Origin of the sequence: Microbacterium immunditiarum (assembly GCF_013409785.1) — a bacterium.
GTDB classification, from domain to species: domain Bacteria; phylum Actinomycetota; class Actinomycetes; order Actinomycetales; family Microbacteriaceae; genus Microbacterium; species Microbacterium immunditiarum.
The window spans coordinates 2627491-2653510 of sequence record NZ_JACCBV010000001.1 but is presented as its reverse complement, the minus strand read 5'-3'; the positions used below and the strand labels follow the sequence as shown (position 1 = coordinate 2653510).

Annotated in this window: 21 protein-coding genes and 4 tRNA genes; 12 read left to right on the top strand and 13 right to left on the bottom strand. The window is 69.3% G+C overall.

The window, feature by feature from the left end; genetic code table 11:
• Positions 1-7: 7 nt before the first annotated feature.
• From BJ991_RS12365 to BJ991_RS12355, 3 genes are all read right to left on the bottom strand, one after another.
• Entirely contained in the window at positions 8-1216 is a 1209-nt protein-coding gene (locus tag BJ991_RS12365; RefSeq protein WP_179490424.1) for an acetyl-CoA C-acyltransferase, read from the bottom strand.
• A gap of 71 nt (positions 1217-1287) precedes the next feature.
• Complete coding sequence (locus BJ991_RS12360; protein ID WP_179490422.1) at positions 1288-2487, bottom strand: HRDC domain-containing protein; 1200 nt, start codon at positions 2485-2487, stop codon at positions 1288-1290.
• Complete coding sequence (locus BJ991_RS12355) at positions 2480-3067, bottom strand: DUF3000 family protein (protein WP_179490420.1); 588 nt, start codon at positions 3065-3067, stop codon at positions 2480-2482. The genes BJ991_RS12360 and BJ991_RS12355 overlap by 8 nt, the downstream gene beginning before the upstream one ends.
• Positions 3068-3092: 25 nt before the next feature.
• Here BJ991_RS12355 and BJ991_RS12350 point away from each other — a divergent pair, with 25 nt between their 5' ends.
• The gene (locus tag BJ991_RS12350) at positions 3093-4313 is read left to right on the top strand and encodes an alpha/beta hydrolase family protein (RefSeq protein WP_179490417.1); all 1221 of its coding nucleotides are present in this window, start codon (positions 3093-3095) and stop codon (positions 4311-4313) included.
• Here BJ991_RS12350 and BJ991_RS12345 read toward each other — a convergent pair.
• From BJ991_RS12345 to BJ991_RS12335, 3 genes are read right to left on the bottom strand one after another with little or no spacing between them, the layout of a single operon-like run.
• Positions 4282-4995, bottom strand: coding sequence for a dihydrofolate reductase family protein (locus BJ991_RS12345; protein ID WP_179490415.1), 714 nt, complete (start codon positions 4993-4995; stop codon positions 4282-4284). The two genes, BJ991_RS12350 and BJ991_RS12345, sit on opposite strands and share 32 nt — an antisense overlap.
• Complete coding sequence (locus BJ991_RS12340) at positions 4995-5438, bottom strand: SufE family protein (RefSeq protein ID WP_179490413.1); 444 nt, start codon at positions 5436-5438, stop codon at positions 4995-4997. The genes BJ991_RS12345 and BJ991_RS12340 overlap by 1 nt, the downstream gene beginning before the upstream one ends.
• Before the next feature lie 39 nt (positions 5439-5477).
• On the bottom strand, positions 5478-6383 hold the full coding sequence (locus BJ991_RS12335) for a rhodanese-like domain-containing protein (protein WP_179490411.1): 906 nt from the start codon (positions 6381-6383) through the stop codon (positions 5478-5480).
• A 159-nt stretch (positions 6384-6542) separates the two neighbouring features.
• Here BJ991_RS12335 and zapE point away from each other — a divergent pair, with 159 nt between their 5' ends.
• The 3 genes from zapE to BJ991_RS12320 all read left to right on the top strand — a co-directional run bounded on the left by zapE (position 6543) and on the right by BJ991_RS12320 (position 9681).
• Positions 6543-7577, top strand: a complete 1035-nt coding sequence (gene zapE, locus BJ991_RS12330) for a cell division protein ZapE (RefSeq protein ID WP_179490409.1) — start codon at positions 6543-6545, stop codon at positions 7575-7577.
• A 219-nt stretch (positions 7578-7796) separates the two neighbouring features.
• Positions 7797-9023, top strand: a complete 1227-nt coding sequence (locus BJ991_RS12325; protein ID WP_179490407.1) for an ammonium transporter — start codon at positions 7797-7799, stop codon at positions 9021-9023.
• 139 nt (positions 9024-9162) lie between these two features.
• Positions 9163-9681 carry a type II toxin-antitoxin system PemK/MazF family toxin gene (locus BJ991_RS12320; RefSeq protein WP_343048746.1) on the top strand — a complete coding sequence of 173 codons (519 nt, stop codon included), beginning with the start codon at positions 9163-9165 and terminating at the stop codon, positions 9679-9681.
• Between the two features lie 600 nt (positions 9682-10281).
• Here BJ991_RS12320 and BJ991_RS12315 read toward each other — a convergent pair.
• Positions 10282-10357: transfer RNA gene (locus tag BJ991_RS12315), tRNA-Val, on the bottom strand.
• Between the two features lie 157 nt (positions 10358-10514).
• On the opposite strand from BJ991_RS12315, the gene BJ991_RS12310 reads away from it, so the two are divergent.
• The 3 genes from BJ991_RS12310 (at position 10515) to BJ991_RS12300 (ending at position 10833) form a co-directional block, all read left to right on the top strand.
• Positions 10515-10587, top strand: a tRNA-Gly gene (locus BJ991_RS12310).
• 70 nt (positions 10588-10657) lie between these two features.
• Positions 10658-10731, top strand: a tRNA-Cys gene (locus BJ991_RS12305).
• A gap of 27 nt (positions 10732-10758) precedes the next feature.
• A tRNA-Val gene (locus tag BJ991_RS12300) sits at positions 10759-10833 on the top strand.
• Positions 10834-11001: 168 nt separating this feature from the next.
• On the opposite strand, the gene BJ991_RS12295 is transcribed toward BJ991_RS12300, so the two are convergent.
• Positions 11002-12114, bottom strand: a complete 1113-nt coding sequence (locus BJ991_RS12295) for a Fic family protein (RefSeq protein WP_179490405.1) — start codon at positions 12112-12114, stop codon at positions 11002-11004.
• Positions 12115-12277: 163 nt separating this feature from the next.
• Positions 12278-12490, bottom strand: a complete 213-nt coding sequence (locus BJ991_RS12290) for a KTSC domain-containing protein (RefSeq protein ID WP_179490403.1) — start codon at positions 12488-12490, stop codon at positions 12278-12280.
• Between the two features lie 43 nt (positions 12491-12533).
• Between BJ991_RS12290 and BJ991_RS12285 the strand changes: the two genes are divergently transcribed.
• Positions 12534-13190, top strand: coding sequence for a DNA alkylation repair protein (locus BJ991_RS12285; protein ID WP_179490401.1), 657 nt, complete (start codon positions 12534-12536; stop codon positions 13188-13190).
• Between the two features lie 37 nt (positions 13191-13227).
• Here the strand turns inward: BJ991_RS12285 and BJ991_RS12280 are convergent, their stop codons facing one another.
• Both BJ991_RS12280 and BJ991_RS12275 read right to left on the bottom strand, forming a co-directional pair.
• Positions 13228-14280: an alpha/beta fold hydrolase gene (locus BJ991_RS12280; protein WP_179490399.1), complete on the bottom strand. Its 1053-nt coding sequence runs from the start codon at positions 14278-14280 to the stop codon at positions 13228-13230.
• Positions 14277-16712: a GMC oxidoreductase gene (locus BJ991_RS12275; RefSeq protein WP_179490397.1), complete on the bottom strand. Its 2436-nt coding sequence runs from the start codon at positions 16710-16712 to the stop codon at positions 14277-14279. The genes BJ991_RS12280 and BJ991_RS12275 overlap by 4 nt, the downstream gene beginning before the upstream one ends.
• Before the next feature lie 335 nt (positions 16713-17047).
• Here BJ991_RS12275 and BJ991_RS12270 point away from each other — a divergent pair, with 335 nt between their 5' ends.
• The 3 genes from BJ991_RS12270 to BJ991_RS12260 are packed head-to-tail and all read left to right on the top strand — an operon-like array spanning position 17048 to position 21197.
• Positions 17048-18928, top strand: a complete 1881-nt coding sequence (locus BJ991_RS12270; RefSeq protein ID WP_179490395.1) for a peroxidase family protein — start codon at positions 17048-17050, stop codon at positions 18926-18928.
• Between the two features lie 51 nt (positions 18929-18979).
• The gene (locus tag BJ991_RS12265) at positions 18980-20317 is read left to right on the top strand and encodes a cytochrome P450 (protein ID WP_179490393.1); all 1338 of its coding nucleotides are present in this window, start codon (positions 18980-18982) and stop codon (positions 20315-20317) included.
• Positions 20318-20330: 13 nt separating this feature from the next.
• Complete coding sequence (locus BJ991_RS12260) at positions 20331-21197, top strand: alpha/beta hydrolase (protein WP_179490391.1); 867 nt, start codon at positions 20331-20333, stop codon at positions 21195-21197.
• A 52-nt stretch (positions 21198-21249) separates the two neighbouring features.
• On the opposite strand, the gene BJ991_RS12255 is transcribed toward BJ991_RS12260, so the two are convergent.
• Positions 21250-22713, bottom strand: a complete 1464-nt coding sequence (locus tag BJ991_RS12255; protein WP_179490389.1) for a hypothetical protein — start codon at positions 22711-22713, stop codon at positions 21250-21252.
• Positions 22714-22734: 21 nt separating this feature from the next.
• Positions 22735-23808, bottom strand: coding sequence for an alpha/beta hydrolase (locus tag BJ991_RS12250; RefSeq protein WP_179490386.1), 1074 nt, complete (start codon positions 23806-23808; stop codon positions 22735-22737).
• A 154-nt stretch (positions 23809-23962) separates the two neighbouring features.
• On the opposite strand from BJ991_RS12250, the gene thrS reads away from it, so the two are divergent.
• Entirely contained in the window at positions 23963-25990 is a 2028-nt protein-coding gene (thrS, locus tag BJ991_RS12245; RefSeq protein ID WP_179490384.1) for a threonine--tRNA ligase, read from the top strand.
• Positions 25991-26020: the final 30 nt, after the last annotated feature.

Sequence of the window (26020 nt, the reverse complement as noted above, 5' to 3'; positions counted from 1 at the left end):
CCGGTCCTCAGTGCTTCTTCTTCTTGCCGTCGTAGTGCGGGTTCTCCCAGATCACGGACCCGCCCTGCCCGAGGCCGACGCACATCGCGGTGAGTCCGTAGCGGACGTCGGGACGCTCGGCGAACTGTGCCGCGAGCTGGATCATGAGGCGAACACCGGATGCCGCGAGCGGGTGGCCGACGGCGATCGCGCCGCCCCACTGGTTGACACGCGGGTCGTCGTCGGCGATGCCGAAGTGGTCGAGCAGCGAGATGACCTGGATCGCGAACGCCTCGTTGAGCTCGAACAGGCCGATGTCGTCGATCGTGAGGCCGGCCTTCTTGAGCGCCTTCTCGGTCGAGGGGATGGGGCCGATGCCCATGATCTCCGGCTGCACGCCGGCGAACGCGAACGAGACGAGCTTCATCTTGGGCTGCAGGTCGAACTCCTTCACGGCGTCGCCGCCCGCGAGCAGCGACATCGTCGCGCCGTCGGTGAGCGGCGAGGACGTCCCGGCCGTGACGCGCCCGTGCGGGCGGAACGGCGTCTTCAGGCCCGCGAGGTCATCCATGGTGGTGCTGGGGCGGCGGCCCTCATCCTCGGTCGCGAGGCCCCACGCGCCGTCGGCGTCCTTGATCGCGACGGGGACGAGGTCGGGCTGGATCTTGCCCGCGTCGTAAGCGGCCTGCGCCTTGTGCTGGCTCAGCATGCCGAAGCGGTCGGAGCGCTCCTTCGTCAGGTGGGGGAAGCGGTCGAAGATGCGCTCCGCGGTCACGCCCATGTTGAGCGCACCCGGGTCGACCATGCGCTCGGCCACGAACCGCGGGTTCGGGTCGGCGTTCGAGCCGATCGGGTGGTGCCCCATGTGCTCGACGCCGCCGGCGAGCGCGAGGTCGTACATGCCGACGCCGATCGAGGCCGCCATCGTCGTGACGCTCGTCATGGCGCCCGCGCACATGCGGTCGATCGCGAAGCCGGGGACCGTCTGCGGGAGCCCCGCGAGGATCGCCACCGAGCGACCGAGGGTGAGCCCCTGGTCGCCGGTCTGCGACGTCGCCGCGATCGCGACGTCGTCGATGCGATCCTTCGGCACGTCGCCGTTGCGCTCCATGAGGCCGATCGTCGCCTTCACGGCGAGGTCATCGGCTCGTGTGTTCCAGTACATGCCCTTTTCGCCGGCGCGTCCGAACGGGGTGCGCATTCCATCGACGAAGAAGACGTCCGAGATCTCGGCCACTCTGCCTCCAAGTATTGGGATCGCGTCCAGCCTATGGTGAGACTGGGTATCACGAAATCGGTTGCGGCAACCTACGAAGCGGAATCCGCGCCGCTCGCCGCCGTTTGCGCGGAAGCCACAAACGCGTCGGCGATCACGTGTGCCGTCTGTTCAATCTGCCACGACCTCGCGCCCAGTTCAGCCAGCGCCCGGGAGATCGTCTGCGCAGTCACAGGTTCAGGCGGAGCCCACGCCACACGGCGGAGGAGGTCGGGCGTGAGCAGGTTCTCGACGGGCATCGAGAGCGCGGTCGCGACCTCTTCGACCGCGGGCCGCGCCGCCTTGAGCCGGGCGTCTGCCTCGGGGTTGCGATCGGGCCACGCGCGTGGGGGAGGGAGCGAGTCGCCACGCGCCCCGCGCTCGAGCGGAAGGTCCTTCTCGGCGCGACCGCGCTCGATCGCCGCCCACCAGCGGTCGAGCTGCGTGCGGCTCGCCCGGTCGGTGAACTCCTTCAGCGCCGCCAGCGCCTGCTTGCTCTGGGGGTCGGCCAGGACCGCGGCCACGAGCGCCCGATCGGGCACGAGCCGGCCAGGGGCGACGTCCTCAGCCTGCGCGAACTCCTCGCGCGCCGTCCACAGGGATCGCGCGACGGCGAGCGCCCTGCGACCGCGAACGGCGTGCAGCCCGCTCAGGCGCCGCCACGGCTCCTCGCGGGCAGGTTTCGGCTCCCGGTCGAGGACGGCGCGGAACTCCTCCTCGGCGAACCGTGTCTTGCCCTGCTCGGCGAGCTCGGCCGCGAGCACGTCGCGGACGTCGACGAGATGCTCGACGTCGAGCGCGGCGTACTCGAGCCATGACTGCGGGAGGGGCCGGGCGGACCAGTCCGAGGCCGAGTGAGCCTTCGCGAGGGAAATGCCGAGAGTGTCTTCGACGACGGCGCCCAACCCTACGCGGGCGCGGCCGAGAAGGCGCGCGGCGAGCTCGGTGTCGAAGATCGACGCGGGTTCGAGGCTGAGCTCGCGCAGCGAAGGGAGGTCCTGGCTCGCGGCGTGCAGGACCCACTCGGCGCCGCCGATCGCGTCCTGAAGCGGGGCGAAGTCGCCGATCTCGGGCGGGTCGAAAAGGTAGACGCCCGCGCCGCGCCGGAACACCTGCACGAGGTACGCGCGCTGGGAGTAGCGGAACCCGGACGCGCGCTCGACGTCGACGGCGACGGGACCCGTGCCCGCGGTGAGTGCGCGCGCGGCGGCGACCAGGCTCGCAGCATCCGCGAGCACGTCGTATTCACCCACGTGTCGTCCTTCGTATCCCGATCACCTCGATGCCCTCCGAGCCCGGCGGAAGGCCCGCGAGCATGCACACCAGCTCCGCCCAGGCCTCGACGTGGGGCGCCAGGGGCCCCGTCGGCGACCACGACGCTCGCAGTTCTATCTGCGATCCGTCGCCTTCGCCGCTCAGCGAGCCGAATCCCTTGGAGATCGTCTTCGTCGCCGTGCCGGACGCGGAGTGGTAACCGGCGCGATGCGCGTCGAGCGCGTCGACCAGCCAAGACCACGCTACATCCGCCAGCAGCGGATCCGCTCCGATGTCGGGTTCGAGGGGAGCCTGGGCGAAGCACACGATGCGCCACGGGCCGTTCCAGGGCGGCGGCTCGCCGGGGTCGTGCAGGAGCACGAAGCGGCCGGTGCCGTAGATCGAGTCACCGGTGTCGGCGTCGGGCCGCACATCGCCGGCCAGCGCGATGGCGTCGGGCGCGAGCCCCGCGGGCGCGGGAATCTCGCGGACGACCAGGTCGGCACGGAATCTCGTCGCCCGGACCTCGGCGGCCGCGTGCGCGAACGACGAGGATTCGGGAGGGCGAAGCTCGGCCACGCGGACAGACTAGAGTGATGGCTCGATGACTGGCCCCAGGCGCGCCGCGCGCAGCGGCGCCTCTCCCGCACTCGTCGCCGGCGTGAGGGTGGCGCTCACCGTTCTGAGCGCAGCGCTCGCCGGCATCCTCGGCGTGCTCGCGGTGCTCTCGACGCGCGTCGCACGCCGCGTCGTCACCCCGGCTGACCGCGTCGCCGACACGCGCATCCTGGCCCTCGACACCGCCGCCCAGACCATCACGCTCGAGCGCACCGACGACTCGGTGCTCCCGGGCCGCTACGGTCTGTTCACAAGCGGCACCGAGAACTACCTCAAGCTCGGGTCGGTGCTCGCGCAGGACGCCGCGAGCGTCAAGCGAAAGCTCCTCACCCATGTCGGTCCGCAGTCCCGCATATCGCGAGACGCCGCCTTCAGCGGCTGGTACTTCGACCGGCCCGAGGATCTGCAGCTGCCGTTCTCGTCCGAGCTGATCGGCTCGCCCCTCGGGCCGTGCCCCGCGTGGCTGTTCCCGGCCGGCGACGGCGACGTGTGGGTGATCGCCGTGCACGGCCGCGGAGCCACGCGCGCCGAGTGCCTCCGCGCCGTGCCGCTGTTCCACGGCCTCGGCATCACGAGCCTGCTGGTGTCGTACCGCAACGACGGCGAGGCGCCACGCAGCCGCGCGGGCACGTACGCGCTCGGGGCGACGGAGTGGCGCGATGTCGACGCGGCGGTGGGCTTCGCGCGCCGCCGCGGCGCCCGCAGGATCATCCTCATGGGGTGGTCGATGGGCGGGGCCATCGCGCTTCAGCTCGCACTCAGCTCCGCGCACCGCAGTGTCATCGCCGGGCTCGTGCTCGAGTCGCCGGTGATCGACTGGCGCATCGTCCTGGACTACCAGGCGCGGCTGATGAAGCTGCCGCCCGCCGTGAAGGACCTCGCCCTCGGCGCGCTCGGCTCCGAATGGGGGGCCACGATCACGCGCGCGGGCGGGCGCATCCCGTTCGAGCAGCTCGACGTCGTCGCCCGCGCCGACGAGCTGCGGCATCCGATCCTCATCCTGCACAGCGACGACGACGGCTTCGTCCCGTCCGACGCGTCGCACGACCTCGTCGTCGCGCGCCCCGACCTCGTGGAGATGCAGGTGTTCGAGGTCGCCCGCCACACGAAGCTGTGGAACTACGACCAGGAGCGTTGGACGGCGAGCATCCGCGACTGGCTCGACCGGCAGGGGCTCATCCCTGCGGGCGCAGGCGCAGATAGCTGAAGCCCGCCTCGTCGACGAGCATGCCCGCGACGCGTGCGTCCACGCGCGCCCGGACAGGGAGAAAGGGCGCGTCCGCGGGATCGATCGTCGGCGCGACCGTGACGCAGTACTCGTCGATGACGCCCGCCTCGGCGAACTGCCCCGCGAGCGACGGACCGCCTTCGCACACGATGCGGGGCAGGCCTTCGGCCGCCAGAGTGGCCACGATCGCCCGCGCGTCGAGGCGCTCGTCCGCGGCGACGGTGAGCACGCGCACGCCGGGAAGGCCCGCCCGCTCGGCGATGGCGTCGGCGCTCGCTTCGGGAACGACGAGCGTCACGCGTGCCGCAGCCTCGGCATCGAGCTCGAGGCGGTGTCCGTCGAGTCGCCCTGACGAGGTGACGACGGCGAGGTGCGCCGTCTTGGGCACGACGTATCCCTCGGTGCGGACGCTCTGCGCCCCGACGACCACGACGTCGGCGTCACGGCGGATGGCCCCGAGCACCGAGCGGTCGACGCGGCTCGTGAGCGTATCGCTCGTGCCGTCGGCGCCGGATGCGGCCCCCGTGAGGCTCGTGATCATGTTGAGCCGCACGTACGCGGGCTCGTCGCGACGGTAGCGCGTGCGGAGCCATTCGCGGCCGGCGTCGGTCGCGGCATCCGTCGTCTCCAGAGTGTGAGGGACGACCTCCGTGACGAGCATCAGGCAGTGTGGCGCTTGGCCCGGATCTGCCGCTTCGCCCGGGCGAGCATGCCCGTCATGCCGGAGAGGCGCAGCGGCGAGACCGCGCGACGCAGGCCGATCGAGTCGGGGAAGTCGTCGGGCACCGCGAGCGCCTCGGCGACCGTGAGACCAGAGAGCCCCTGCGCGAGGATGCTCGCGAAGCCGCGCGTCGTCGGAGCCTCCGGCGGGGCGGTCGCGAACATCGCCACGCGGTCGTCGTCGTCGACCTCGATCGCGATGAACACGGGCGACTGGCACTCGAGCACCTGCTCGAACAGCTCCTGATGGCCCTCGTATCGCGCGGGCACCGCCGGGAGCTCGTTCGAGTACTCGAGCAGCAGCTGGAGTCGTTCGGGTTCGGGCAGCTCGAGGAACTCGTCGCGGATCTCGGCGAGGCTCGCGGGCAGCGTGGTCTCGGTCATCCGCTCAATCATCCCACGGTGGTGCGCTGCCCGGCCCGCTCAGGAGCGGCCGGGCACCTCGCCGGGGGCGTCGCCGGTGACGATGGGCACGCGTACGGCAGAGCCCCACTCGGTCCACGAGCCGTCGTAGTTGCGGACGTCCTGGAACCCCAGGAGGTGCTTGAGGACGAACCAGGTGTGACTCGACCGCTCGCCGATGCGGCAGTACGCGATGATCGGGTCGCCCTCGGACAGGCCCGCCTCTTCCCGGTAGATCGCGTCGAGCTCCGCGCGCGGCTTGAAGCCGCCGTCCCCGGCGACCGCGCGCGCCCACGGGACGCTCTTCGCGGTCGGGATGTGGCCGGCGCGCAGCGCGCCCTCCTCGGGATACGCGGGAGCGGACGTGCGCGAGCCGTTGTACTCCTCGGGCGAGCGCACGTCGATGAGGGGGTTGCCGAGGTGCGCCAGGACGTCGTCCTTGTAGGCGCGCAGCACGCTGTCGTCGCGCTCCACGACGGGGTACTCGGTCCGCTCGCGGGCGGCGGGCTCGGTGGTGATCGGGCGGCCTTCGGCGATCCACTTGTCACGGCCGCCGTCGAGCAGTCGCACGTCCTCGTGTCCGAACAGCGAGAACACCCACAGCGCGTACGCCGCCCACCAGTTGTTCTTGTCGCCGTAGATGACGACGGTGTCGTCGCGGCCGATGCCCTTGCTGCTGAGCAGCTCGGCGAATCCGGCGCCGTCGACGTAGTCGCGCACAACCGGGTCGTTCAGCTCGGTGTGCCAGTCGACCTTGACCGCCCCCGGGATGTGACCGGTCTCGTACAGCAGCACGTCTTCGTCGGACTCGACCACGACCAGGCCGGGCTGTCCGAGGCGTGCTTCGAGCCACTCGCCGGTCACGAGCCGGCCGGGCTCGGCGTAATCGGCGAACTTGGGCGAAGACGTGTCGAACTCAACGGTCACCGGATGCTCCTCGGGTCTCGGCGTGCGGGAACGGCGTAGGGTGATTGCATCCCTCGCCGCGCTGCCTACGACGATAGGGTCCCGCGCGGGGGAGCGCACTCTTTCCGTAATCCTGTTACCGCGAGGCTTCCGCCTGCGGTCGAACCACGAGACGAGCACATGACAACGACTGCGGCACGCTCCGGCATCGTGCGCCTCGCTGAGCGGGCGCCCCAGCTGTCCGGCGCCGAGATGGTCGCTCAGCTCGTTCCGCCGCCGCAGTTCGACCAGGCGACGTTCGAGTCGTATCAGGCAGACCCGGCGTATCCGTCGCAGCAGGAGGCGAAGGACCTCCTCATCTCGTTCGCAGGCGGTGGAGCGGCGCCCGCGAAGGGCGGGTTCTTCAAGCGCGCGAAGAAGGGTCCGGAGCTCAAGCCCGGCGTCTACCTCGACGGCGGCTTCGGCGTCGGCAAGACCCACCTGCTCGCCGCGATCTATCACGCGATGCCCGTGCGACGGAAGTACTTCGGCTCGTTCATCGAGTACACGGCTCTCGTCGGCGCACTCGGGTACAAGAACACGGTCGACCTCTTCCGCGGCGCCGACCTCCTCTGCATCGACGAGTTCGAGCTGGACGACCCGGGCGACACGATGGTGATGACGCGCCTGCTCGGCGAGCTGGTCGCAGGCGGCACGCGCCTCGCGGCGACGAGCAACACCCCGCCCAACGCCCTCGGCGAGGGCCGCTTCGCAGCGCAGGACTTCCTGCGCGAGATCCACGCGATGGCCGCGAGCTTCCAGACCATCCGCATCGACGGCACGGACTATCGGCACCGCGCGGTCGACGGACACGCGGTCTCTCTCGACGCCGATGCATATGAGGCCGAGATCACGGATGCGGCGACTCGCGGCCTCGTCTCGGACGACGCGTTCTCCGACCTCATCTCCCACCTCGCGCGCGTGCACCCGTCGCGGTACATCCGCCTCATCGAGGGACTGTCCCTCGTCGGCCTCCGCGATGTCGCCGAATTCGACGACCAGTCCGCCGCCCTGCGGTTCGTCGCGTTCATCGACCGTGTCTACGACGCCCAGATCCCCATCCGCGCCACCGGCGTCACGCTCGACGGCGTCTTCCCCGCGGAGATGCTCGCGGGCGGCTACCGCAAGAAGTACCTGCGGGCCATCTCTCGCCTCGTCGCGTCCACCCTCGCGTGACACGCGCGCACGCGCTTCGCTGAGCGAACTCGCGGCGCGTTCCCGCCCCTCTGAAACGTGATGTTTACGTCAGAGCGGGTCGCGTAACGCGCGCGAAACAAGACACGCACGGCGTTGGAAACGGTGCGTCGCGAGACTGGGCCTCGCCCGGAGACAAGCAACCCGAAACCGCGTGACCTCCGGCGTCCCTCGAGTAACACGACATGGATGAGGATTCTCATGGACAGCGGTAACCTCGCCTGGTCCGTCGCAGCGACGGCCTTGGTGCTCTTCATGACGCCGGGAGTGGCGTTCTTCTACGGTGGGCTGGTCAAGGCGAAGAGCGTCGTCAGCATGATGATGATGAGCTTCGGCGCGCTCGCGCTCGTCGGCGTGCTGTGGGTTCTCTACGGGTTCAACATGAGCGCCGTCGAGAGTCCTTGGGCGTTCGCCGGCAACCCGTTCTCGGACTTCGGCCTCGCCAACGCCGACAGCGACACGCTCGTCGGCGCGACCTACGGTGCGACGTTCGCGATCATCACCGTCGCCCTGATCTCGGGCGCGATCGCCGACCGCGCGAAGTTCGGCGCATGGATGATCTTCGCCGGCATCTGGGCGACGCTCGTCTACTTCCCGGTCGCGGCCTGGGTCTGGGGCGGCGGCTGGGTCATGAGCCTCGGTGAGACCTTCGGGTTCTCGACGAGCGTCATCGACTATGCGGGTGGTACCGCCGTGCACATCAACGCCGGTGCCGCGGCCCTCGGCCTCGCGCTCGTGCTCGGCAAGCGCATCGGCTTCCAGAAGGGCATCCAGAAGCCGCACAACGTCCCGCTCGTGCTCCTCGGGGCCTCGATCCTGTGGTTCGGCTGGTTCGGCTTCAACGCGGGCGCGGAGGGCACCTTCGGCCTGCTGGGCACCCCGGACTCGAGCGTCGGCCTCATCGTCGTGAACACGCTCGGCGCCACCGCCGCCGCGATCATCGGCTGGCTCATCGTCGAGAAGTTCAAGGACGGCAAGGCCACGTCGGTCGGCGCCGCCTCGGGTGCGGTCGCGGGTCTCGTCGCGATCACCCCCTCGTGCGCCAACCTGACCCCCGGCTGGGCGCTCCTGCTCGGCGTCGTCGCCGGCGCCGTGTGCGCCCTCGCGGTCGAGCTCAAGTGGAAGCTCGGCTACGACGACTCGCTCGACGTGGTCGGCATCCACCTCGTCGGCGGCCTCATCGGCACGATCTACCTCGGCTTCTTCGCGACCGAGACGGGCCTCTTCCTCGGCGGTGGATGGGAGCAGCTCGTGCTGCAGGTCGTCGCGGCGATCGGCGTGCTCCTCTACTCCTTCGTGGCTGCGTGGGTCATCGGCTTCGCGGTCGAGAAGACGATCGGCTTCCGCATCAAGAACGAGGACGAGCTCGCGGGCGTCGACACCGTCGTGCACGGCGAAGAGGGCTACCTTCTGGCCGATCGGACCTGACCCCGGTACGAAACCCGGATCCCCCCACTGGGTCTCGCACTGCAGAGAGCAGGGGCGTCGCGGCATGAGCCGCGGCGCCCCTGTCGCGTGCGCAGGAGCCTGCCGGGAACGGGCGGGCGGCGGCGCTAGGGTTTCGGACGTGACCAAACACAAGGGCCTTCTCGCGATGCTGGGTGGGCTGCTCAGACCGTCCAAGCGCACCACCAGGATCGTCGGCGAAGAGGATCAGCCGGGACGCACCGGCGTTTCTGCGACGATAGAGCTCGCACCTCCCGCCTCCGGCGCTCTGCGGCTGCACTACGCACCGGCACCCGACGGAGACCCCGATGGGGGCGAAGTGGTGTGGACGTGGGTTCCCTACGCGGAGCGCGATGGTCGGGGCAAAGACCGCCCGGTGCTCGTGATCGGGCGGCAGGACGCCGAGCGCGTGTATGCGATCAAGCTCACGAGCCAGTCTCGCGACGGTGACCGCGACTTCCTCCACGTGGGATCCGGTGCGTGGGATTCGAAGGGCCGCCCGTCATGGGCGGACATCGACCAGCTCTACAGCGTCCACGTCGACGGCATGCGCCGCGAGGCATCCGCCCTCGATCCCGAGCGGTTCGCGCGCGTCGCGGACGCCCTGCAGCGCCGCTACGGCTGGAAGGTGGCGAGCTGATGCGCGCGTGGCCGAATCGAGCCGGATGCGCCGTGTTCGCCGCGCTCGCCGCGGCATGGGCCCTGTTCCTCCTGCCGCAGCAAGCGGTCGTGTGGTCGGGTACGGGGGCGCCCGGGTGGGCGATCGCCCTGACGCGGACGCCGTTGTACGTCGGCATCCGCGGCGCACTGTCGGGCGCCGGCCTTCTCGACCTCTACCTAATGTTCGGCGCCGCGGTCGGCCTGTCGTTCGTGCTGCTGTGGCTGGCGATGGGACCGACGCTCGCGCGCGTCGGATGGAGCGGGCGCGTCTACGGCGTCCTGTTCCTCGTGCTCGCGGTCGTGATCGTCTTGAGCTACGTGAATCACGCGCCGGGTGCGCCGCTGCATTTCCTGTGGGGGTGGGAGGGGCCGGTGCTCATCCTCCTGGGACTCTGGGGGATCGTCGCCGCCTTCGCACCCGGCGCGCCGCGCCTGCCCCTCTGGGAGTCGCTGACGCTCGGGCTCACGCTTCCGATCGCGGCATTGGCGACCCTGATCGGCTCGTATTACCCGCACGGCCCTGCCGTCGCGCTCGGGCTGGTCGCGTTCGCGTTCGCCCTGTGGGCTCCGCGAGTCGATGTGGTGGGCGATACCAGACTCGAACTGATGACCTCTTCCGTGTGAAGGAAGCGCGCTACCAACTGCGCCAATCGCCCGTGCTCCGTGGGGAACGAGTAATGATCCTACCGGATGCGACACGCGCGCTCGAACCATCGCGGAGATGACACGCGCGGGGTTCGTTCGGTTTTGCAGGATGACGAGGATCGGCTAAAGTCTTTCAAGTGCCCGGGGTGCGAATCCCGGACGCGAAATGCGGATGTAGCGCAGTTGGTAGCGCATCACCTTGCCAAGGTGAGGGTCGCGAGTTCGAGTCTCGTCATCCGCTCGAGTGCAGGGGTTTTCTGCCCGGAGCGATCCGGAACGGGGACCGCGGCACGTGGGGTCAAACCACACGCGGTGGCGTGGCCGAGCGGCTAGGCACCGGCCTGCAAAGCCGTTTACACGGGTTCGAATCCCGTCGCCACCTCCACTCCCGGTCCCGACCGGAGCATGACTCGGGCGATTGGCGCAGCGGTAGCGCGCTTCCCTGACACGGAAGAGGTCACTGGTTCGATCCCAGTATCGCCCACCACTCGAAACCCGCGGAATTCCGCGGGTTTTCTGCATGTCGGGGATCCTCGTCCAATGTGCGACCTCACCGCGGCATGATCAGAAAAGCTGACCCGCACGGCGTCGAGAGACTCCACGAACAAGCGGGACGCCGCCAGTTGCCGGGGGCCTTATCGTTGCCACCGCTTCGCTAGGCGCGCATGCCGGCCGCGATGCGACGATCGAGGTCGTCGAGCTCGTCCATGAGGTCGCTGGCGGCCCACACGCGGTCGCGCTTGCGTCCGGTGATTTCGTGGATGATGCCTTCCTCTTCCAGCCGTGCCAGCGCCGTGTACACCGCCTGACTCGTGGCTCCCGCTGCCCGCTCGACATCGTCGACGCCCATGACCGGGTTGTCGAAGAACGCGGGAATGAGCTTCGCGGCCGTCGAGCCGCGACGTGCATCGGTGCGCTCCGCCCACTCGCGCGGGAGACTCTTGATCCGCTGCACGGACACTCGACCCTCTTCGGCCGCGATGGCGGCGGCACGGCACATCAGCCGCAGCAGCGGCTCGACCTCGCCTTCCCGGTACGCGCCGAGTGCGTCGAAGTAGTCGTCCCGCCGGGCCAGGAGCCCGCTCGCGACCGGGACGACGGTGTTCCTGGTGACACCGCGGCGGCGGAGGATCGCGCCGATGAGGGCTCGGCCGATGCGGCCGTTCCCGTCGCCGAACGGATGGATGGACTCGAACTGGGCGTGCGCAATCGTCGCCTGGACCATCGTGGGGAGGTCATCCCGGTTCGTGAAGGCGACCAAGTCGGCGAGCAGCCCGTGGACGCGTGCGGGCGCGGGTGGGACATACAGCGCCCCCCGTGGGCTGTGGTCGCTTCCACCGATCCAGTTCTGGTCGTCTCGCACACGCCCCGCGTACGCGCCCTCCACGGGATCGTCGCTCATCAGCGCCGCATGCGCGTTCTCGATGTCAGTGCGCTCGATCCGGCCGTTCTGCCCGGCCGAGTCCACCATCGCGCTCAGCGCCTTGGTCGCGGCTACCATGCTCACCGCGGACGGGTTCGACCGGTTGCCGGCAATGGCGCGCGCGAAGTCCGCTGCGCTCGCGCTGATCCGCTCGATCTTGGACGACGCGACCGACTCGCTTCGGATCATGAACCTGGCCAGCGCTGTCGGCTGTCCGCTCGCCTCACCGTCCATTGCACCGAGCGCGACGAGTGCCCGCTCGCTCGCCGCCATCAGATGCGGGGGCAGCGGAAAGTCGAGCTCCGCGATGACCGGCGGCAACCGGGTCTCGACTTCGATGAGCATCCGATCCGCACGTGTGCCACCGCGTACCGACTGACGCCACGGCACGATCTCGCTACCGTGTGCCGGCCAATCCGCCACAACCATGAGCAATCCTCTCGTTATTCAAGGATAGCGCTGATAACCTTGAATTATTGGGCTGCTATTCGAGGTTGTCGGCTCGCATTCACCGCACCCGCTCGCTCGGATACACAGGCCGGATGTGCCGCGCGAAGTAGCGGCCGGCGCTGTCGGCGGACATGATCCCGCGGTGCACCGACGGGGGCACGGCGTAGTAGCGATAGAGGTCGCCCGACGTGAATGCGATCTCGAGCACCGCCGTCGACGCATCGTAGCCGACCGCGGCGATGACGGTGGACTCCACGGACACACGTTTCATCCTCTCGACGATAAGCACGCCGGAGCCCCGATACCGTGGTGCCATGCCGCTCGCCGACCGCATCCGCGCAGGGCTCCACGCGATCGCGGATCCCGCCCGGGCGGTGGGGCAGCAGGCCTACATGAAGTCGGCGATGCCGTTCCACGGCGTGCCTGTGCCCGAGGCGCGTCGCATCGCGCGCGCCGTCGCGAAGAGCGAGACCGACCGCGACGTGCTTCTCGAGGCCGCGCTCGAACTCTGGAACGACGCAGCGCACCGTGAGGAGCGCTACGCCGCGATGACGCTGCTCGGACTGCGGCCGCTCCGTGCCGACCCGCGACTCATGCCCGTCGTCGAGCACATGGTGCGCACGGGCCGGTGGTGGGACATCACCGACGAGCTGGCGCATCGCCTCGCGGACGCGCACGACGCCCGACCCGCCGTGACGGCCGCTCTCGTCCGCCGCTGGAGCATCGACGAAGACGTCTGGGTGCGCCGCATCGCGATCCTCTCGCAGCTCGGGCGGCGCGACCGCGTCGACCGAGACCTCCTCGCCGACGTGATCGAACCCAACATCCCCGAGCGCGAGTTCTTCATCCGCAAGGCCATCGGCTGGGCGCTCCGCGAGTACGCGCGCGTCGACCCCGAGTGGGTCCGGCGCTTCGTCGCCGAGCACGAGCTCAGCCCGCTCAGCGTCCGCGAGGCGCTCAAGCACCTGTGACCCTTGCGCCCGGATGCGACCGGGCGAGGCATCCGTCTCAGCGTTCGAGCTCGGCGAGCATGAGCGGGAAGACGTCGACGTGCGCGCGCTTGCCGATGAACAGGTCGGTGTAGCGGTAGCCCGGGATCACGTGCAGCGCGTTGCGCCCGGGATGGTGGCGCTCGAGGTGGTCGAACGTCGCCTTCTGCGCTTCCGGCAGGAACGCGCGACTCTCCGCGCCCGCGAACAGCGCGAAGCGCGCGTCGGTCTTCGGCGGCGCGTCGGCGAAGCGCCGGGGGAGCCCGTTCGCCGGATGCACCGCGACGAACTGGCCCGCGCGATCCGACGCCGCGAGCTGGGCGTAGAAGCTGAAGGGGATCTTGCCGAACTCGGTGCGCAGCCAGTCGTGCGTGGCATCCGTCAGATTCTCGTGCTTCCACAGGGCCGGATGCCCCGACCCCAGCGCGAAACTCGCCATGTTGCACCCGGGGTTGCGGCACTCCGTGTGCCACAGCCGCACCGCGTTGCGCGTGAGGAGGGCGACTCCGCGCTCGGGACCGTCGCCCCACGCGACGTCGATGTAGGGCGAGCGGTGGTGCAGCACGCGCCGCAGCACGTGCAGCTTCGCCTTCGTGGCGCGGGGGAGGACCGGGTGCAGCGACGCCCCGCTCGCGACCACGACATCGACCTCGGGGATGAGCCCCGCCACGGCGGCCATGCTCGACGCCGCGGCGCCCTGGCAGTGCGCCACGATCTTCACCGAGCCGGCGCCCGTGCGGGCGACCACTTCGCGGACGGCCGACGGGATGTCGTGGCCGGCGACGTCGTCGAGCGTCCACGGGAGAGGGTCGAGGTCGAGCGAGCCGCGCCAGTTGAGCATCCACACGTCCCACCCGGCCGCCACGAGCTCGTCCACGATCGAGCGTACGCCGGGTGGTCGGAACATCTCGGCGCGCATGCCGGCACCGTGGACGAGAAGCACCGGCCCCTTGGCCGGCTCGCTCTCGCCGCGCACGTGGATCAGGGTGAGCGGCGTGCCGTCATCCGCGGTGAAGAAATGGACTTCGTTGCGGTAGCGCACCGCCGGCGTCACGGTCGTCGGCGCGGTCACGCGGTCACCTCCTCGGTGTGTCGCGTGCGGGCGTCCGCGTTCGGGTCGTCGAGGTGCCGCTCGGGCGACGCGTCGACGGGCGCGCGGCGTGCGGGCGACAGGTACGCGTCGACCACGGACTTCATGAAGAAGCCGCCGAACCGCGCGATGGACCCGACCGAGCCCGAGCCCGCCCCGCGGAACGTCGTGATCTGCCGTGCGAAGTCGAGCGGCAGGATGCGCAGCACGCCCGCGCCGATCACCTCGCTGGTCTGCCCGGGCGGGATGTGACCCTGCATGAGCGTGACGTAGAGCGTCGACGTGTCGCGCCAAAGGTCGAAGCCGGGGTCGTCGCGAACGGTCTTGAACCCGTACATCGTGAGCGGCGCACCCGACAGGTCGTTGAACCACAGCCGGTACTGCATCTCACGCGTGCCGTCGGCGTCGCCCGCGACGAAGAGGTTCGCCCACCCGCGCTTCACCGGGAGCTCGCCGCCGAGCACGTCGCACCGCACGAAGCCCTCAGCGGTGGCCGTGTGGTCGGGCTCGTTCGCGAACGTCTCGACATCGGGCGCCGTGATCGTGAGCTGGAACATGAATCGATGCGTGAGCTGCCGTCCGATCCTGTATCCGGTGACGGGGTCGGTCTCGCCCAGCGTCACGTACCCCTTCATCTGCTCGGTGAACTCCATGCCCGCGCCCTCCGCGGGTGCGGGAGGGGCGGTCTCGGATGCCGCGGCTGCCGTCGCGCGCGCCGCGCGGCGGCGCTTCGGCCGCGGCTTCTCGAGCGCGCGTTCGACTGCCCGGTCGGCCATCGCCGCGATGGTGAGGGAGGGGTTGGGTCCGACCGGCCCGGGCACGGCCGCGCCGTCGACGACGTAGAGGTCCGGATGCCCGAACGACTCGTTCCAGCTGTCGACGACGCCCTCGTGCACGTGCCGTCCCATCGGCGATCCGCCGAGCGGATGCACCGTCACGACGCGCTTCGTCCACCACAGCGGATTGTCGCGGAAGCGCCCGTCGAGCTTCTCCGTGATGTCGCGCATGGTCTCGCGCATCGCCTCGAAGTAGGCCGCGCTGGTCGCGGTGGTCCAGTCGACGTCGAGCTCGCCGTCGCGCAGCGTGATGCGGCCGTCGGGCGTGTCGCGGCCCATCCCGAGCAGGGGGAGCGACGTCGCCGTGAGGCGCCCTTCGCCGATGAGCTTGGCGATCTCGGCGGAGATCGTCGACTCGTTCTTCTTCGCCAGGCGCAGCGCCATGATCTTCGACACGACGTTCGCGGCGCGCTTGACCGACGAAGTCACCTGCGCTGCCTCGATGAGCCAGTTCGCGAAGTCCGGGAAGCCCGCCTCCTGCACGTAGTAGCCACGGCCGGCGCCCTCCTCGTCGACGCCGTCGGGTCGGCGGATCGAGGTCGTGATGACCGGCCCGCGGTTCGGGTCGATGACGCGCAGCTGTCCGCCGGGCCGCGTCGTCGTTCCGCCGACGCAGAACGTGAGCAGGTCGCCGTTGCCGCTGAACCGCATGCCGACCGCGCGGCCGATCGCGGGCAGATTGACACGGTTGCGCAGCAGGAGCGAGGTCGTTCCGAACGTGCCGGCGCCGAGGAACAGCTGGCTGCACCGGATCACGCGCTCGGTGCGTTCGTAGTGGCCGTTCTCGTCGGGATCTGCGGCGTACTGCCGATAGCGCACCTCGTAGCCGCCGGAGGGGAGGGGCACGACGCCGTAGACGTCGGAGAGGGTGCGGATGTCGGCGCCCTGGTGCGCCGCAGCGGAGAGGTACGTGTGGTCGAGCGTGTTCTTGGAGCCCTCGTTGCACCCGAGGTCGCATTCTCCGCACAGGCGGCACGTGAGGCGGGTGACGCCGTGGATGTTGCCGTACGGAGCCTCTTCGACGATCTGCTTCTGACCCGCCGGAGCGCCCGGACGCGGCGCGAACGAGATCGCCAGCGGCGGAGAGAACGCCTCGAGGCCGAGCGCCTCGGCGGCCTCGCGGAGCGCCTTCGCCTTCGGAAGGTCGGGGTACGGGTTCGGGGTCGGGGTCATCATCGTCTCGACGGCGTCGTAATGCCGATCGAGGTCGGCGCGCCCGATCGGCCAGTTCTCGTAGCCTCCGCCGGGCAGCGGCGAGTCGTGCACGAACCAGCGCTCGTCCTTGCGCAGGAGCACGTTCGCGTAGATGAGGGATCCGCCGCCGAGGCCCGCCGACACGATGGACTCGAGCTTGCGGAACGACCGGATGTCGAAGAGCCCGAGCAGCTCGTCCTTCGGCTCCCAGAAGTTGCGGCTCATCTCGTAGGGCGTCCGCGCGAACGTGCCGGGCGCATACGCGCGGCCGCGCTCGAGAAGGACGACCGAACGACCGGCCTCGGCGAGACGGAACGCGCAGACCGAGCCGCCGAAGCCCGACCCCACGACGACGGCATCGACGCACTCGATCGCAGCGGCCATGTCAGATCTCCCGAAGGCCGCACGAGCGGGCAGCCCGTAGTCGGATGGCGGACATCGTCGATACCTCCCAGCGGGTGGACAGCGGCTCACGGCGGAGTACGGGCCGGCGACCCGCCGTCGAGCGGCGCGATCTCCCCATTCATCGGCCCGCTGCAACTCACCGTAGTGAGCGGGGTCACCGCCTGCAATGTATTTGGAGCCCGCGGCGCCGCTCTTGATACGGGAGCGGCGGGCGGCGCATCCGTCACTCCGCAGAAGGTGATGGTCGCCGGACCGTCGCATCACTATGATTCGGGCAAGGACGACTGGGGATTCCTCCACGAACGGAGCTTGCATTGAGCGAACCGTCATTCTTCGACCGCGCGCTCGGGAGGTTCTACGCGCGGGTCAACCGCAAGACGCCGTGGCATCGGCTCCCGTTCCTGCTGGGGCTGTTCAACCTCATCGCCCTGCGCGATCAGCTTCGCGAGGAGAACCTCCACGACACGCGCACTCCCGCCGATCCGAGGCTCGCCCCGGGCGTCACGCTCCAGACCGTGCCCGAGGCCGAGCGGCGGTTCCGCTCGGCGGACGGCTCGTTCAACGATCTGTCCGACCCCGACATGGGCAAGGCCGGCACGCGCTTCGCGCGGAACATCCCGCTCGACAAGGCGTGGCCCGAGGAGGGGGACGCCCTCATGTCGCCGAGCCCGAGGCTCGTGAGCCAGAGACTCATGCGGCGAGAGCGGTTCACGCCTGCGACCTCGCTCAACCTCGTGGCCGCGTCGTGGATCCAGTTCCAGACGCACGACTGGTTCGCGCACACGCGTGAAAACGACAAGCACCTCGAGGTCCCGGTCGAGGACGAGGACACGTGGTTCGAGCGGCCCATGCGCATCCCGCGCACGAAGGCCGACGACACGCGCGTCGAGGCCGACGCGAAGCTGCCGCCGACGTACATCAACAGCCAGTCGCACTGGTGGGACGCGTCGGCGATCTACGGCAGCTCGAAGGAGCGCCGCGACCAGGTGCGCAGCGGCGTCGACGGCAAGCTCGTGCTCAAGGACGGGCACCTTCCGCTCGACCCCGCGACCGGCGTCGCCCTCACGGGGTTCAGCGAGAACTGGTGGGCGGGGCTCGGCATGCTCCACACGCTGTTCACGCTCGAGCACAACGCCGTGTGCGACGAGCTCAAGAAGAACTACCCCGACATGACCGAGGACGAGCTGTTCGGCACCTCGCACCTCGTCGTGTCGGCGCTCATCGCGAAGATCCACACGGTCGAGTGGACTCCCGCGATCATCTCGCACCCCGTCCTGAAGGTCGCCATGCGCGCGAACTGGTGGGGCCTCGCAGGCGAGCGCATCCACCGCCGGTTCGGCCGTATCAGCAAGAGCGAGGTCATCAGCGGGATCCCGGGGTCGGGGGCCGACCATCACGGCGCGCCGTACCAGCTCACGGAGGAGTTCGCGGCGGTGTACCGCCTGCATCCGCTGCTGCCCGACCGCCTCGACGTGCGGGCGATCGCCGACGACAGCCTGCTCGACACGATGGAATTCCAGGAGATCATCCTCCTGAACGCGCACCGCGTCCTCACCGAGGGCGTGCGCACCGACGACCTGTGGTACTCATTCGGCATCCAGCATCCGGGGGCCGTGCAGCTGCACAACTTCCCGAGCTGGATGCAGGACATCACGCTGCCCGACGGCGTGCGCCTCGACCTCGCCGCACTCGACATCGCGCGCGACCGCGAGCGGGGTGTGCCTCGCTACAACGAGTTCCGGCGACTGCTGCACCTCAAGGCGCCCGAGACCTTCGAGGAGCTCACCGACGACCCGCAGTGGGCGCAGGAGCTGCGCGAGCTGTACGACGGAGACATCGAGCGCGTCGACCTGCAGGTCGGCATGCACGCCGAGACGCCCCCGAAGGGGTTCGGTTTCAGCGACACCGCCTTCCGCGTGTTCATCCTCATGGCGAGCCGCCGACTCAAGAGCGACCGGTTCATCACCGACTGCTTCACCGAGGAGTACTACACGAAGGCGGGCCTGAAGTGGATCGCCGACAACACGATGAAGACGGTCCTGCTGAGGCACTACCCGAGCCTCGCTCCCGCCCTCGACGGTGTCGAGAACGCGTTCGCGCCGTGGAAGGCGGTGCCGGCCGCTGCGGCGGGCGGCCGAGCCGGTGAATCGCGAGCAGCACGAGACGGGGAGTCGACACCATCCGTCGCCGCGTGATCTCACGCGGCACCCGCGCACGACCCGACGTCCGCGTCCTGAGGAGTTGACATGAGGCGAGAGAACCCGCTGCCGCCCGGACGGTTCGGCTTGCCCTGGGTGGGGGAGTCGCTCGCGATCGTGCGCAGCAACCACGGCTTCTACACCGATCGGTTCGCCAAGTACGGACCCGTGTTCAAGACACGGCTGTTCGGCATCAACTTCGTCGTGTTCTCAGGCCACGAGGCGTTCCACACGTTCGCGACCGACCCGCGAATCGAGCGCGGGGGAGCCGATCCGATCTCGGTGGAGCAGCTGTTCCTGAACTCGCTCGCGCTTCTCGACGGCTCCGACCACCGCCTCCGCAAAGCGGTCATGCTCCGCGCGGTCGGATACCGGTCGGCGATCGAGGCGTACCTGCCCCGTATGCAGGCGCTCATGCAATCGATGATCGACGGATGGGTGGACCGGGGGACCGAGACCGTGCTGCCCGAGCTGCAGATGTTCGCCGCCCGCCTGTCCGGCGCGCTGTACACGGGCGACGAGAGCGAGGAGGCGGCCGAGGAGCTCAACCGGGTCGTGGCCGACATGCGGGGCGGTTTCCAGACCATCCCGTTCCCGATCCCGGGCACGCCGTACGCGCGCGCGATCCGGGCGCGCAACCGGCTCATCCAGATCGTCGACGATGCCCTCGCGCGCCACCAGACGTCCGACAACTACGACGACATCGTCTCGCGCATGCTCCACGCGGCGTCGGAGTCGGGAGTCGACGCGGAGGAGCTCAAAGGCGACATCCGGCATCTCGTCTTCGCGAGCCAGGGCGGCTACTTCGTGCCGCTGACCCTGCTCACGATGGCGCTCGGCCAGCATCCGGAGATCGTCGAGAAGGCGCGGGCCGAGATCGATCGGATCGCTCCATCGGGGCAGCTCACGATGGACCAGATCGAGGAGCTGGAGTACCTGGAGCAGATCACGAAGGAAGTGCGCCGCTACTTCGCGATGAACTCGGCGACGTTCTTCGGGCGCGTCAAGAAGTCCATGGAGGTCGCCGGCCACCGCATCCCCGCGGGGTGGGGCGCGATCGGCGCGATCCACATCAACATGCGCAACGAGGACGTCTTCGAGGATCCCGAGCGGTTCGACCCCGATCGCTTCGAGGCGGATGCCGAGGCGGCGCTTCCGCAGGGAAGCTACGTGCCGCACGGCGGAGGCCTCGCGACGCACCACCGCTGCCCGGGCGAGAACATCGTCACGGTCGCGATGAAGATGTACCTCGTGCTGCTGCTGCGCCGCGCCACGTGGACGCTTCCGCCGCAGGATCTCGAGCTCACGAACGAGCTGTTCCCGCTGCCCGAGAGCGGACTCGTCGTGACCTTCCACGCGCACGCGCCCGTGACCGCGACGGCCTGAAGGAGCGGATGCCATGCCCAAGCTGTTCCGGCTCGCGAGCGTCATGATGTCGGGGCTGCGTCAGCCGGTCGACCGGACCCCTGCCGAGGTGGGCCTCGACTTCGAGGATGTGACCTTCCCGTCGACGGACGGCGTGACACTGCGCGGGTGGTTCATCCCGGCCGGGCCGGACAGTGGACCGACGGTCGTGTGGGTGCACGGCTGGCCGTGGAACCGGCTCGGCAACGTCGGAGGTCGCGTCCCGTGGCCGGACCGAAGCGTCGATCACCTGCCGGCGACGAGGGCGCTGCACGACGCGGGATTCCACGTGCTCATGTTCGACCTCGCGAGTCACGGCGAGAGCGGCGAGCGGCTGCCGCTGACCTACGGCATGCGAGAGAAGCGCGACTACGTCGGCGCCGTGCGCTACCTGCGCACACGTGCGGATGTCGACTCCGACCGCATCGGCGCGATCGGCATGTCGGCGGGAGGAAGCACCGTGCTCTACGGCACGGCCGAGTGTCAGCCCATCCGCGCGCTCGTCGCAATCCAGCCCACGAAAGTGTCCATCTTCAGCCGCAACATGGCGCGCAGCGAGGCAGGGCCGTTCGGGCCGGCGTTCGCGCGCATGCTCGACGTCGTCTACTGGTTCCGTCGCGCCCCGCTGCCCAGCAGCCACGACCCGTCCGTGCCCGCCGCGGGGCTCGGCGACACCGTCGTGCAGTACGTGCAGGGCACCGGCGACCAGTGGGGCGAGATGTCCGACGTCGAGCACATGTCGGCTGTGACCCCGAACTCGGCCGGAGTCATCGCGTACCCGTCCGACGAGCGGTACGGCGGCTACCAGTACATCAACACGAACACGAAGGACCTGGTCGACTTCTTCACGAAGCACCTGTGACGAGGGGCGGATGCCGCGGCATCCGCCCCTCGTCACGAACCGCGCCGCGCGATCAGCCGTGCCACAGCGTGTCGTGCGCGGCCTGGCGCGTGTACTGCGCGGGATCGAAGAACCGGTCGTAGTACTCGAGCTCGAGGTGCGAGAACTGCAGCCACATGCCCGGGGTGTAGAACGCGTCGACGTGCGCGGGGAAGCGTCCGTACGTGTCCCAGATGTAGTTGCAGATCTCCTTCGTGTACGCGATCTCGTCGGGTCCGAACCTTGTGCCGGCCTCGAGGAACGCGCGTGCGTCGTCGCGGTTGCGGTACGAGCGCGCGAACACGTCCTCGTTGCCGTACGCGGCGCCGTCCGCGGCGTACTTCGCCTCGACGACTCGGTCGACCGCCTCGTCCATCGACGACACGTAGGGCGGCGTGAGGCTCTCGAGGATCCCGTCGATGCCGACGGGGTTCGGCTGCGACGCGGGGACGGGCGGCCACTTCCGGTGCTTCTTCGGCTCCTGCATCCGGAACCCGAGGCCGTGCCACCCCTTCGCGTCGTCCTGCTGCCAGATGTAGGGCGGGAAGACCGCGCCGTGGATCCAGCCGCCCAGGCCCATCGCCTGTCCGAGGAGCATGAGATTCTGGAAGTAGAAGTGCGCCTCGTAGTCGGTGCGCATCGTGTGGGCGAAGCCGAGCGGCGCCTGGCTGTCGGCGCTCACGTATCCGCTGCGCACGCGGTCCAGGCCGCCGATCGGGTGGTACGGGATCTTCGGAGTGATCCCGAGGCCGCCGCCGACCTTGGCGATCCACTCGACGAAGTTCTTCGGATGGAACGTGCGCCAGTCGTCGAGGAACAGCGGCCGCAATCCACCGGGCTCCGTGAGGAGGATGAGGATCGCGTTGATGTACTGCGTCGTGCAGTCGACGACCGGGAAGAACACAGTCGTGCCGGCGACGTTCGACGCCTGGTTGTTCCAGCCGAGGTAGTATGGCCACTCGCGCGGGAAGTCGAGACGCCGGTCCGAAACGCGCACGAGACACTCGTCGGCGTACGCGATCCAGTCCGCCTCGCTCCAGTCGCCCCACCTCGGCGGCAGGTCGCGCAGCAGCTCGAGCGCTCGTGCGCCCCTCGGCGCTCGGAGCAGGAAGATGCCGTCGTCGTTGATCATGAAGAAGTGCGTCGCCTGCGCGTTGTCGGCGCTCGACCCCGTGCGGGCCATGATGTTGAGGAACGGCGTGCCGAGCTCGGGCAGGCCGTTGGTCTCGACGAGCGGGCCGTCGTGGGTGGTGACGCCCGTGATGCCCGTGACGCACGTCACGAGGATCGCCTCCTCGAGCCTGCTCAGCGGCGCGGGGTCGTTGCCGCTCTCGTGGCTGAGAGGGCCGGCGTTGACCGAGAACCCGTGCGGGATGCGCCTCGTGCGACGCTCCGTGAGCGCAGAGAGGAACGGATAGCGCGCGAGATCCGCGAGAGCCGGATGCTCCTGCGCACCGCCCGTGGCTGCATCCGTGCGTTCGTCGACGCGTCCGCTCATCACATCTCCTCGATCGATCGGTCAGTTGTAGCGGTCTAGCTGCTCGGTCACCAGCGGATAGACGTCGCGTGCGGCGTCCTTGCCGATGAAGCAGTCCATGTGGGCGTAGCCGGGCACGACGTGGCGCGAGTACAGCTCGGGCCCGTTCTGCTCGCGCAGCCACTCGTACGTGAGCGCGCTGCCCTCGGGCAGGAAGAGCCGGTTCTCCTCGCCGTGGAGGAACGCGATCGGGACGCGCATGTCGTGCGCGCCGTCGAGGTAGTCGTGCTCGCCGTCCATGCTCACGGCGTGGTTCGCGCGGAGGATGCGCGTGATGTGCCGCAGCGTCGTCATGTTGGCGACGCCGAAGGCCTCCTCGATGTGGTCGTGCGTCGCCTCGTTGAGGTTGTCGTGCTCGTACACCTCGCCGTACATGAACATCACGCGCCGGCAGAACGGGCGCTCGCACGGCTCGTCGCCGGCCGGGTAGATCGCGAGAGCCTTGTCGTACAGGCGCTCGAAGAATGACGGGGTGTCGTCGGGCTCGGTCGTGAGCGTGTCGACGCCGAGGGCCTTGATGAGGTCGCCGGCGTAGATGCCGGCGCGCAGCTCGTTGAGCGTGCCCGCACGCGGATGCAGCGTCAGCTGCGACGCGACCGCCGACCGGACGCCCTCCAGCCCGTTGCTCAGCGCCATGAGCATCGTGAGCGACCCGACGCAGTGCGCCACGATCTGCACATCGTCGGCGCCCGTCGCCTCCCGCACGGTCGCGACCGCGGCGGGGTAGTCGTACCGTGCGATGTCGTCGAGCGTGAACTGCGTCGACGCCGATGGGAGAGCGGGACTGGCCCGGTAGTCGAGCACCCACACGTCGTACTCGTGCTCGTAGAGGTACTCGGGGAAGTTCGTGTCGGTCGTGTCGATCGTGAACGCGAGCGCCGACGTGCCGAAGCCGGGGGAGAGGATCACCGGGCCCTTCGGGCCGCCGTTGAAGCGCGTGAGGCGGAGGCCGACCCCGTCCTCGGTGGTGAACTCGTGGATCTCGGGATCGCCGCAGCGCAGCGGCCGCCGCGGCCGGTGCGCCGTCGTGATCGCGCCATCATCGGTCTGCGTCATCGAACCCCCCGAGTTCAGCGGTGCGTTCCGCCTCGCGCCATGGGCCCCAGCTCGCGCGGCGACGATTCAGCATATTGCCGAGGAGGCCCGGAGGGAACGGCTGATACCTGCACGACCGGTAGCCTTGGTCCCGAGCCACCTCTGGAGAGTTCCCTTGACTGACGTCGCCATCCCGTCGGACGTTTCCTACCCCGCCGACGGATTCGCCCTCTTCCCCGACCGCTCCGTCATCGCCCTGCGCGTGAACGGCGAGCTGAAAGACCTCGCCACGACGGTCGAGGAGTCGGATGCCGTCGAGCCGGTCGCCATAGAAAGCCCCGACGGCCTCGACATCCTGCGCCACTCCGCGGCACACGTGCTCGCGCAGGCCGTGCAGCGCATCAACCCGCAGGCGAACCTCGGAATCGGCCCGCCCATCCAAGACGGGTTCTACTACGACTTCGGGGTCGCCGAGCCGTTCACGCCGGAGGATCTCAAGGCCGTCGAGAAGGAGATGCAGCGCATCATCCGCGAGGGCCAGCGCTTCGTGCGTCGCGTCGTGACCGACGACGAGGCGCGCACCGAGCTCGTCGACGAGCCGTTCAAGCTCGAGCTCATCGGTCTGAAGGGCCCGTCGTCGAGCTCAGGGACCGAGTTGTCGAAGACCGAGGGCGCGTCGGTCGAGGTGGGCGCGGGCGAGCTGACGATCTACGACAACGTCGACCGCGATGGCCAGACCGTGTGGAAGGATCTGTGCCGCGGGCCGCATCTGCCGAACACGCGCCTCATCGGCAACGGCTGGGCACTCCAGCGCGTCGCCGGCGCGTACTGGCGGGGGAGTGAGAAGAACCCGCAGTTGCAACGCATCTACGGCACCGCGTGGCCGAGCAAGGACGAGCTGCGCGCGTACCGGGCGCGCCTCGAAGAGGCCGCGAAGCGCGATCACCGCCGCCTCGGCAAGGATCTCGACCTGTTCTCGTTTCCCGACGAGATCGGCTCGGGCCTGTCGGTGTGGCACCCCAAGGGCGGCATCATCCGCCAGGAGATGGAGCAGCACGCCCTCCAGCGCCACCGTGAGGGCGGCTACACCTACGTGTACACGCCGCACATCACCAAGAAGGACCTCTTCATCGAGTCCAACCACCTCGTCACCTACAAGGAGGGCATGTTCCCGCCCATCCACCTCGACGAGGAGCGCGACGAGAGCGGCGAGGTGACCAAGCCGGGCGTCGACTACTACCTCAAGCCGATGAACTGCCCGATGCACATCCTGATCTACCGGGAACGCGCCCGCAGTTACCGGGATCTGCCGATGCGACTGTACGAGAACGGCACCGTCTACCGGTACGAGCTCTCGGGCGCACTGCACGGGCTCACCCGCGTGCGTGGCTTCACCCAGGACGATTCGCACCTGTTCGTCACGCCCGAGCAGCTCGAGTCCGAGGCGACCCGCGTACTCGACTTCGTCCTGTCGATGCTGCGCGACTTCGGGCTCACTGAGTTCGAACTGGAGCTGTCGCTGCGCGACGACGAGAAGGGCAAGTGGATCGGCGACGAGGAGCACTGGGCGATGGCCAGTGACGCCCTGCGGCGCGTCGCCGAGGCATCCGGTCTCAAGCTCACCGAAGTCCCGGGCGAGGCAGCCTTCTACGGTCCGAAGATCGACCTCAAGACCAAGGACGCGATCGGCCGCACATGGCAGCTGTCGACCGTGCAGATCGACTTCAACCTGCCCGAGCGCTTCCACCTCGAGTACACCGGCCCCGACGGCGAGAAGCACCGTCCGGTCATGATCCACCGCGCGCTGTTCGGCTCGGCGGAGCGGTTCTTCGCGATCCTGCTCGAGCACTACGCGGGTGCGTTCCCCGTGTGGCTGTCGCCGGTGCAGGTCGTCGGCATCCCGGTGGCCGAGGAGTACGCCGACTACCTCGCCGACGTCGTCGACCAGCTGAAGACCCAGGGCGTGCGTGCCGAGCTCGACCACAGCGACGACCGCATGCAGAAGAAGATCCGCAACCACACGACGCAGAAGGTGCCGATCATGCTCATCGCGGGCGAGCAGGACCGCGCCGCGGGCGCCGTCTCGTTCCGCTTCCGCGACGGCTCGCAGCTCAACGGCATCCCGCTCGACGACGCCGTGCGCCGCATCCGCGCCGCGATCGACACGAAGGCGCTCGTGAACACCGCCGAGGATCTGCCGTGAGCGACGCGGGTCGGCCCGGTGACGAGACGG

Coding starts and splice junctions, on each gene's coding strand:
- BJ991_RS12290 (WP_179490403.1), bottom strand. CDS start 12,490: ATGAAACGTGTGTCCGTGGAGTCCACCGTCATCGCCGCGGTCGGCTAC.
- BJ991_RS12325 (WP_179490407.1), top strand. CDS start 7,797: ATGGACAGCGGTAACCTCGCCTGGTCCGTCGCAGCGACGGCCTTGGTG.
- BJ991_RS12250 (WP_179490386.1), bottom strand. CDS start 23,808: ATGACGCAGACCGATGATGGCGCGATCACGACGGCGCACCGGCCGCGG.
- BJ991_RS12340 (WP_179490413.1), bottom strand. CDS start 5,438: ATGACCGAGACCACGCTGCCCGCGAGCCTCGCCGAGATCCGCGACGAG.
- BJ991_RS12295 (WP_179490405.1), bottom strand. CDS start 12,114: ATGCTCATCGAAGTCGAGACCCGGTTGCCGCCGGTCATCGCGGAGCTC.
- zapE (WP_179490409.1), top strand. CDS start 6,543: ATGACAACGACTGCGGCACGCTCCGGCATCGTGCGCCTCGCTGAGCGG.
- BJ991_RS12265 (WP_179490393.1), top strand. CDS start 18,980: ATGAGGCGAGAGAACCCGCTGCCGCCCGGACGGTTCGGCTTGCCCTGG.
- BJ991_RS12345 (WP_179490415.1), bottom strand. CDS start 4,995: ATGCTCGTCACGGAGGTCGTCCCTCACACTCTGGAGACGACGGATGCC.
- BJ991_RS12275 (WP_179490397.1), bottom strand. CDS start 16,712: ATGGCCGCTGCGATCGAGTGCGTCGATGCCGTCGTCGTGGGGTCGGGC.
- BJ991_RS12350 (WP_179490417.1), top strand. CDS start 3,093: ATGACTGGCCCCAGGCGCGCCGCGCGCAGCGGCGCCTCTCCCGCACTC.
- BJ991_RS12285 (WP_179490401.1), top strand. CDS start 12,534: ATGCCGCTCGCCGACCGCATCCGCGCAGGGCTCCACGCGATCGCGGAT.
- BJ991_RS12260 (WP_179490391.1), top strand. CDS start 20,331: ATGCCCAAGCTGTTCCGGCTCGCGAGCGTCATGATGTCGGGGCTGCGT.
- BJ991_RS12255 (WP_179490389.1), bottom strand. CDS start 22,713: ATGAGCGGACGCGTCGACGAACGCACGGATGCAGCCACGGGCGGTGCG.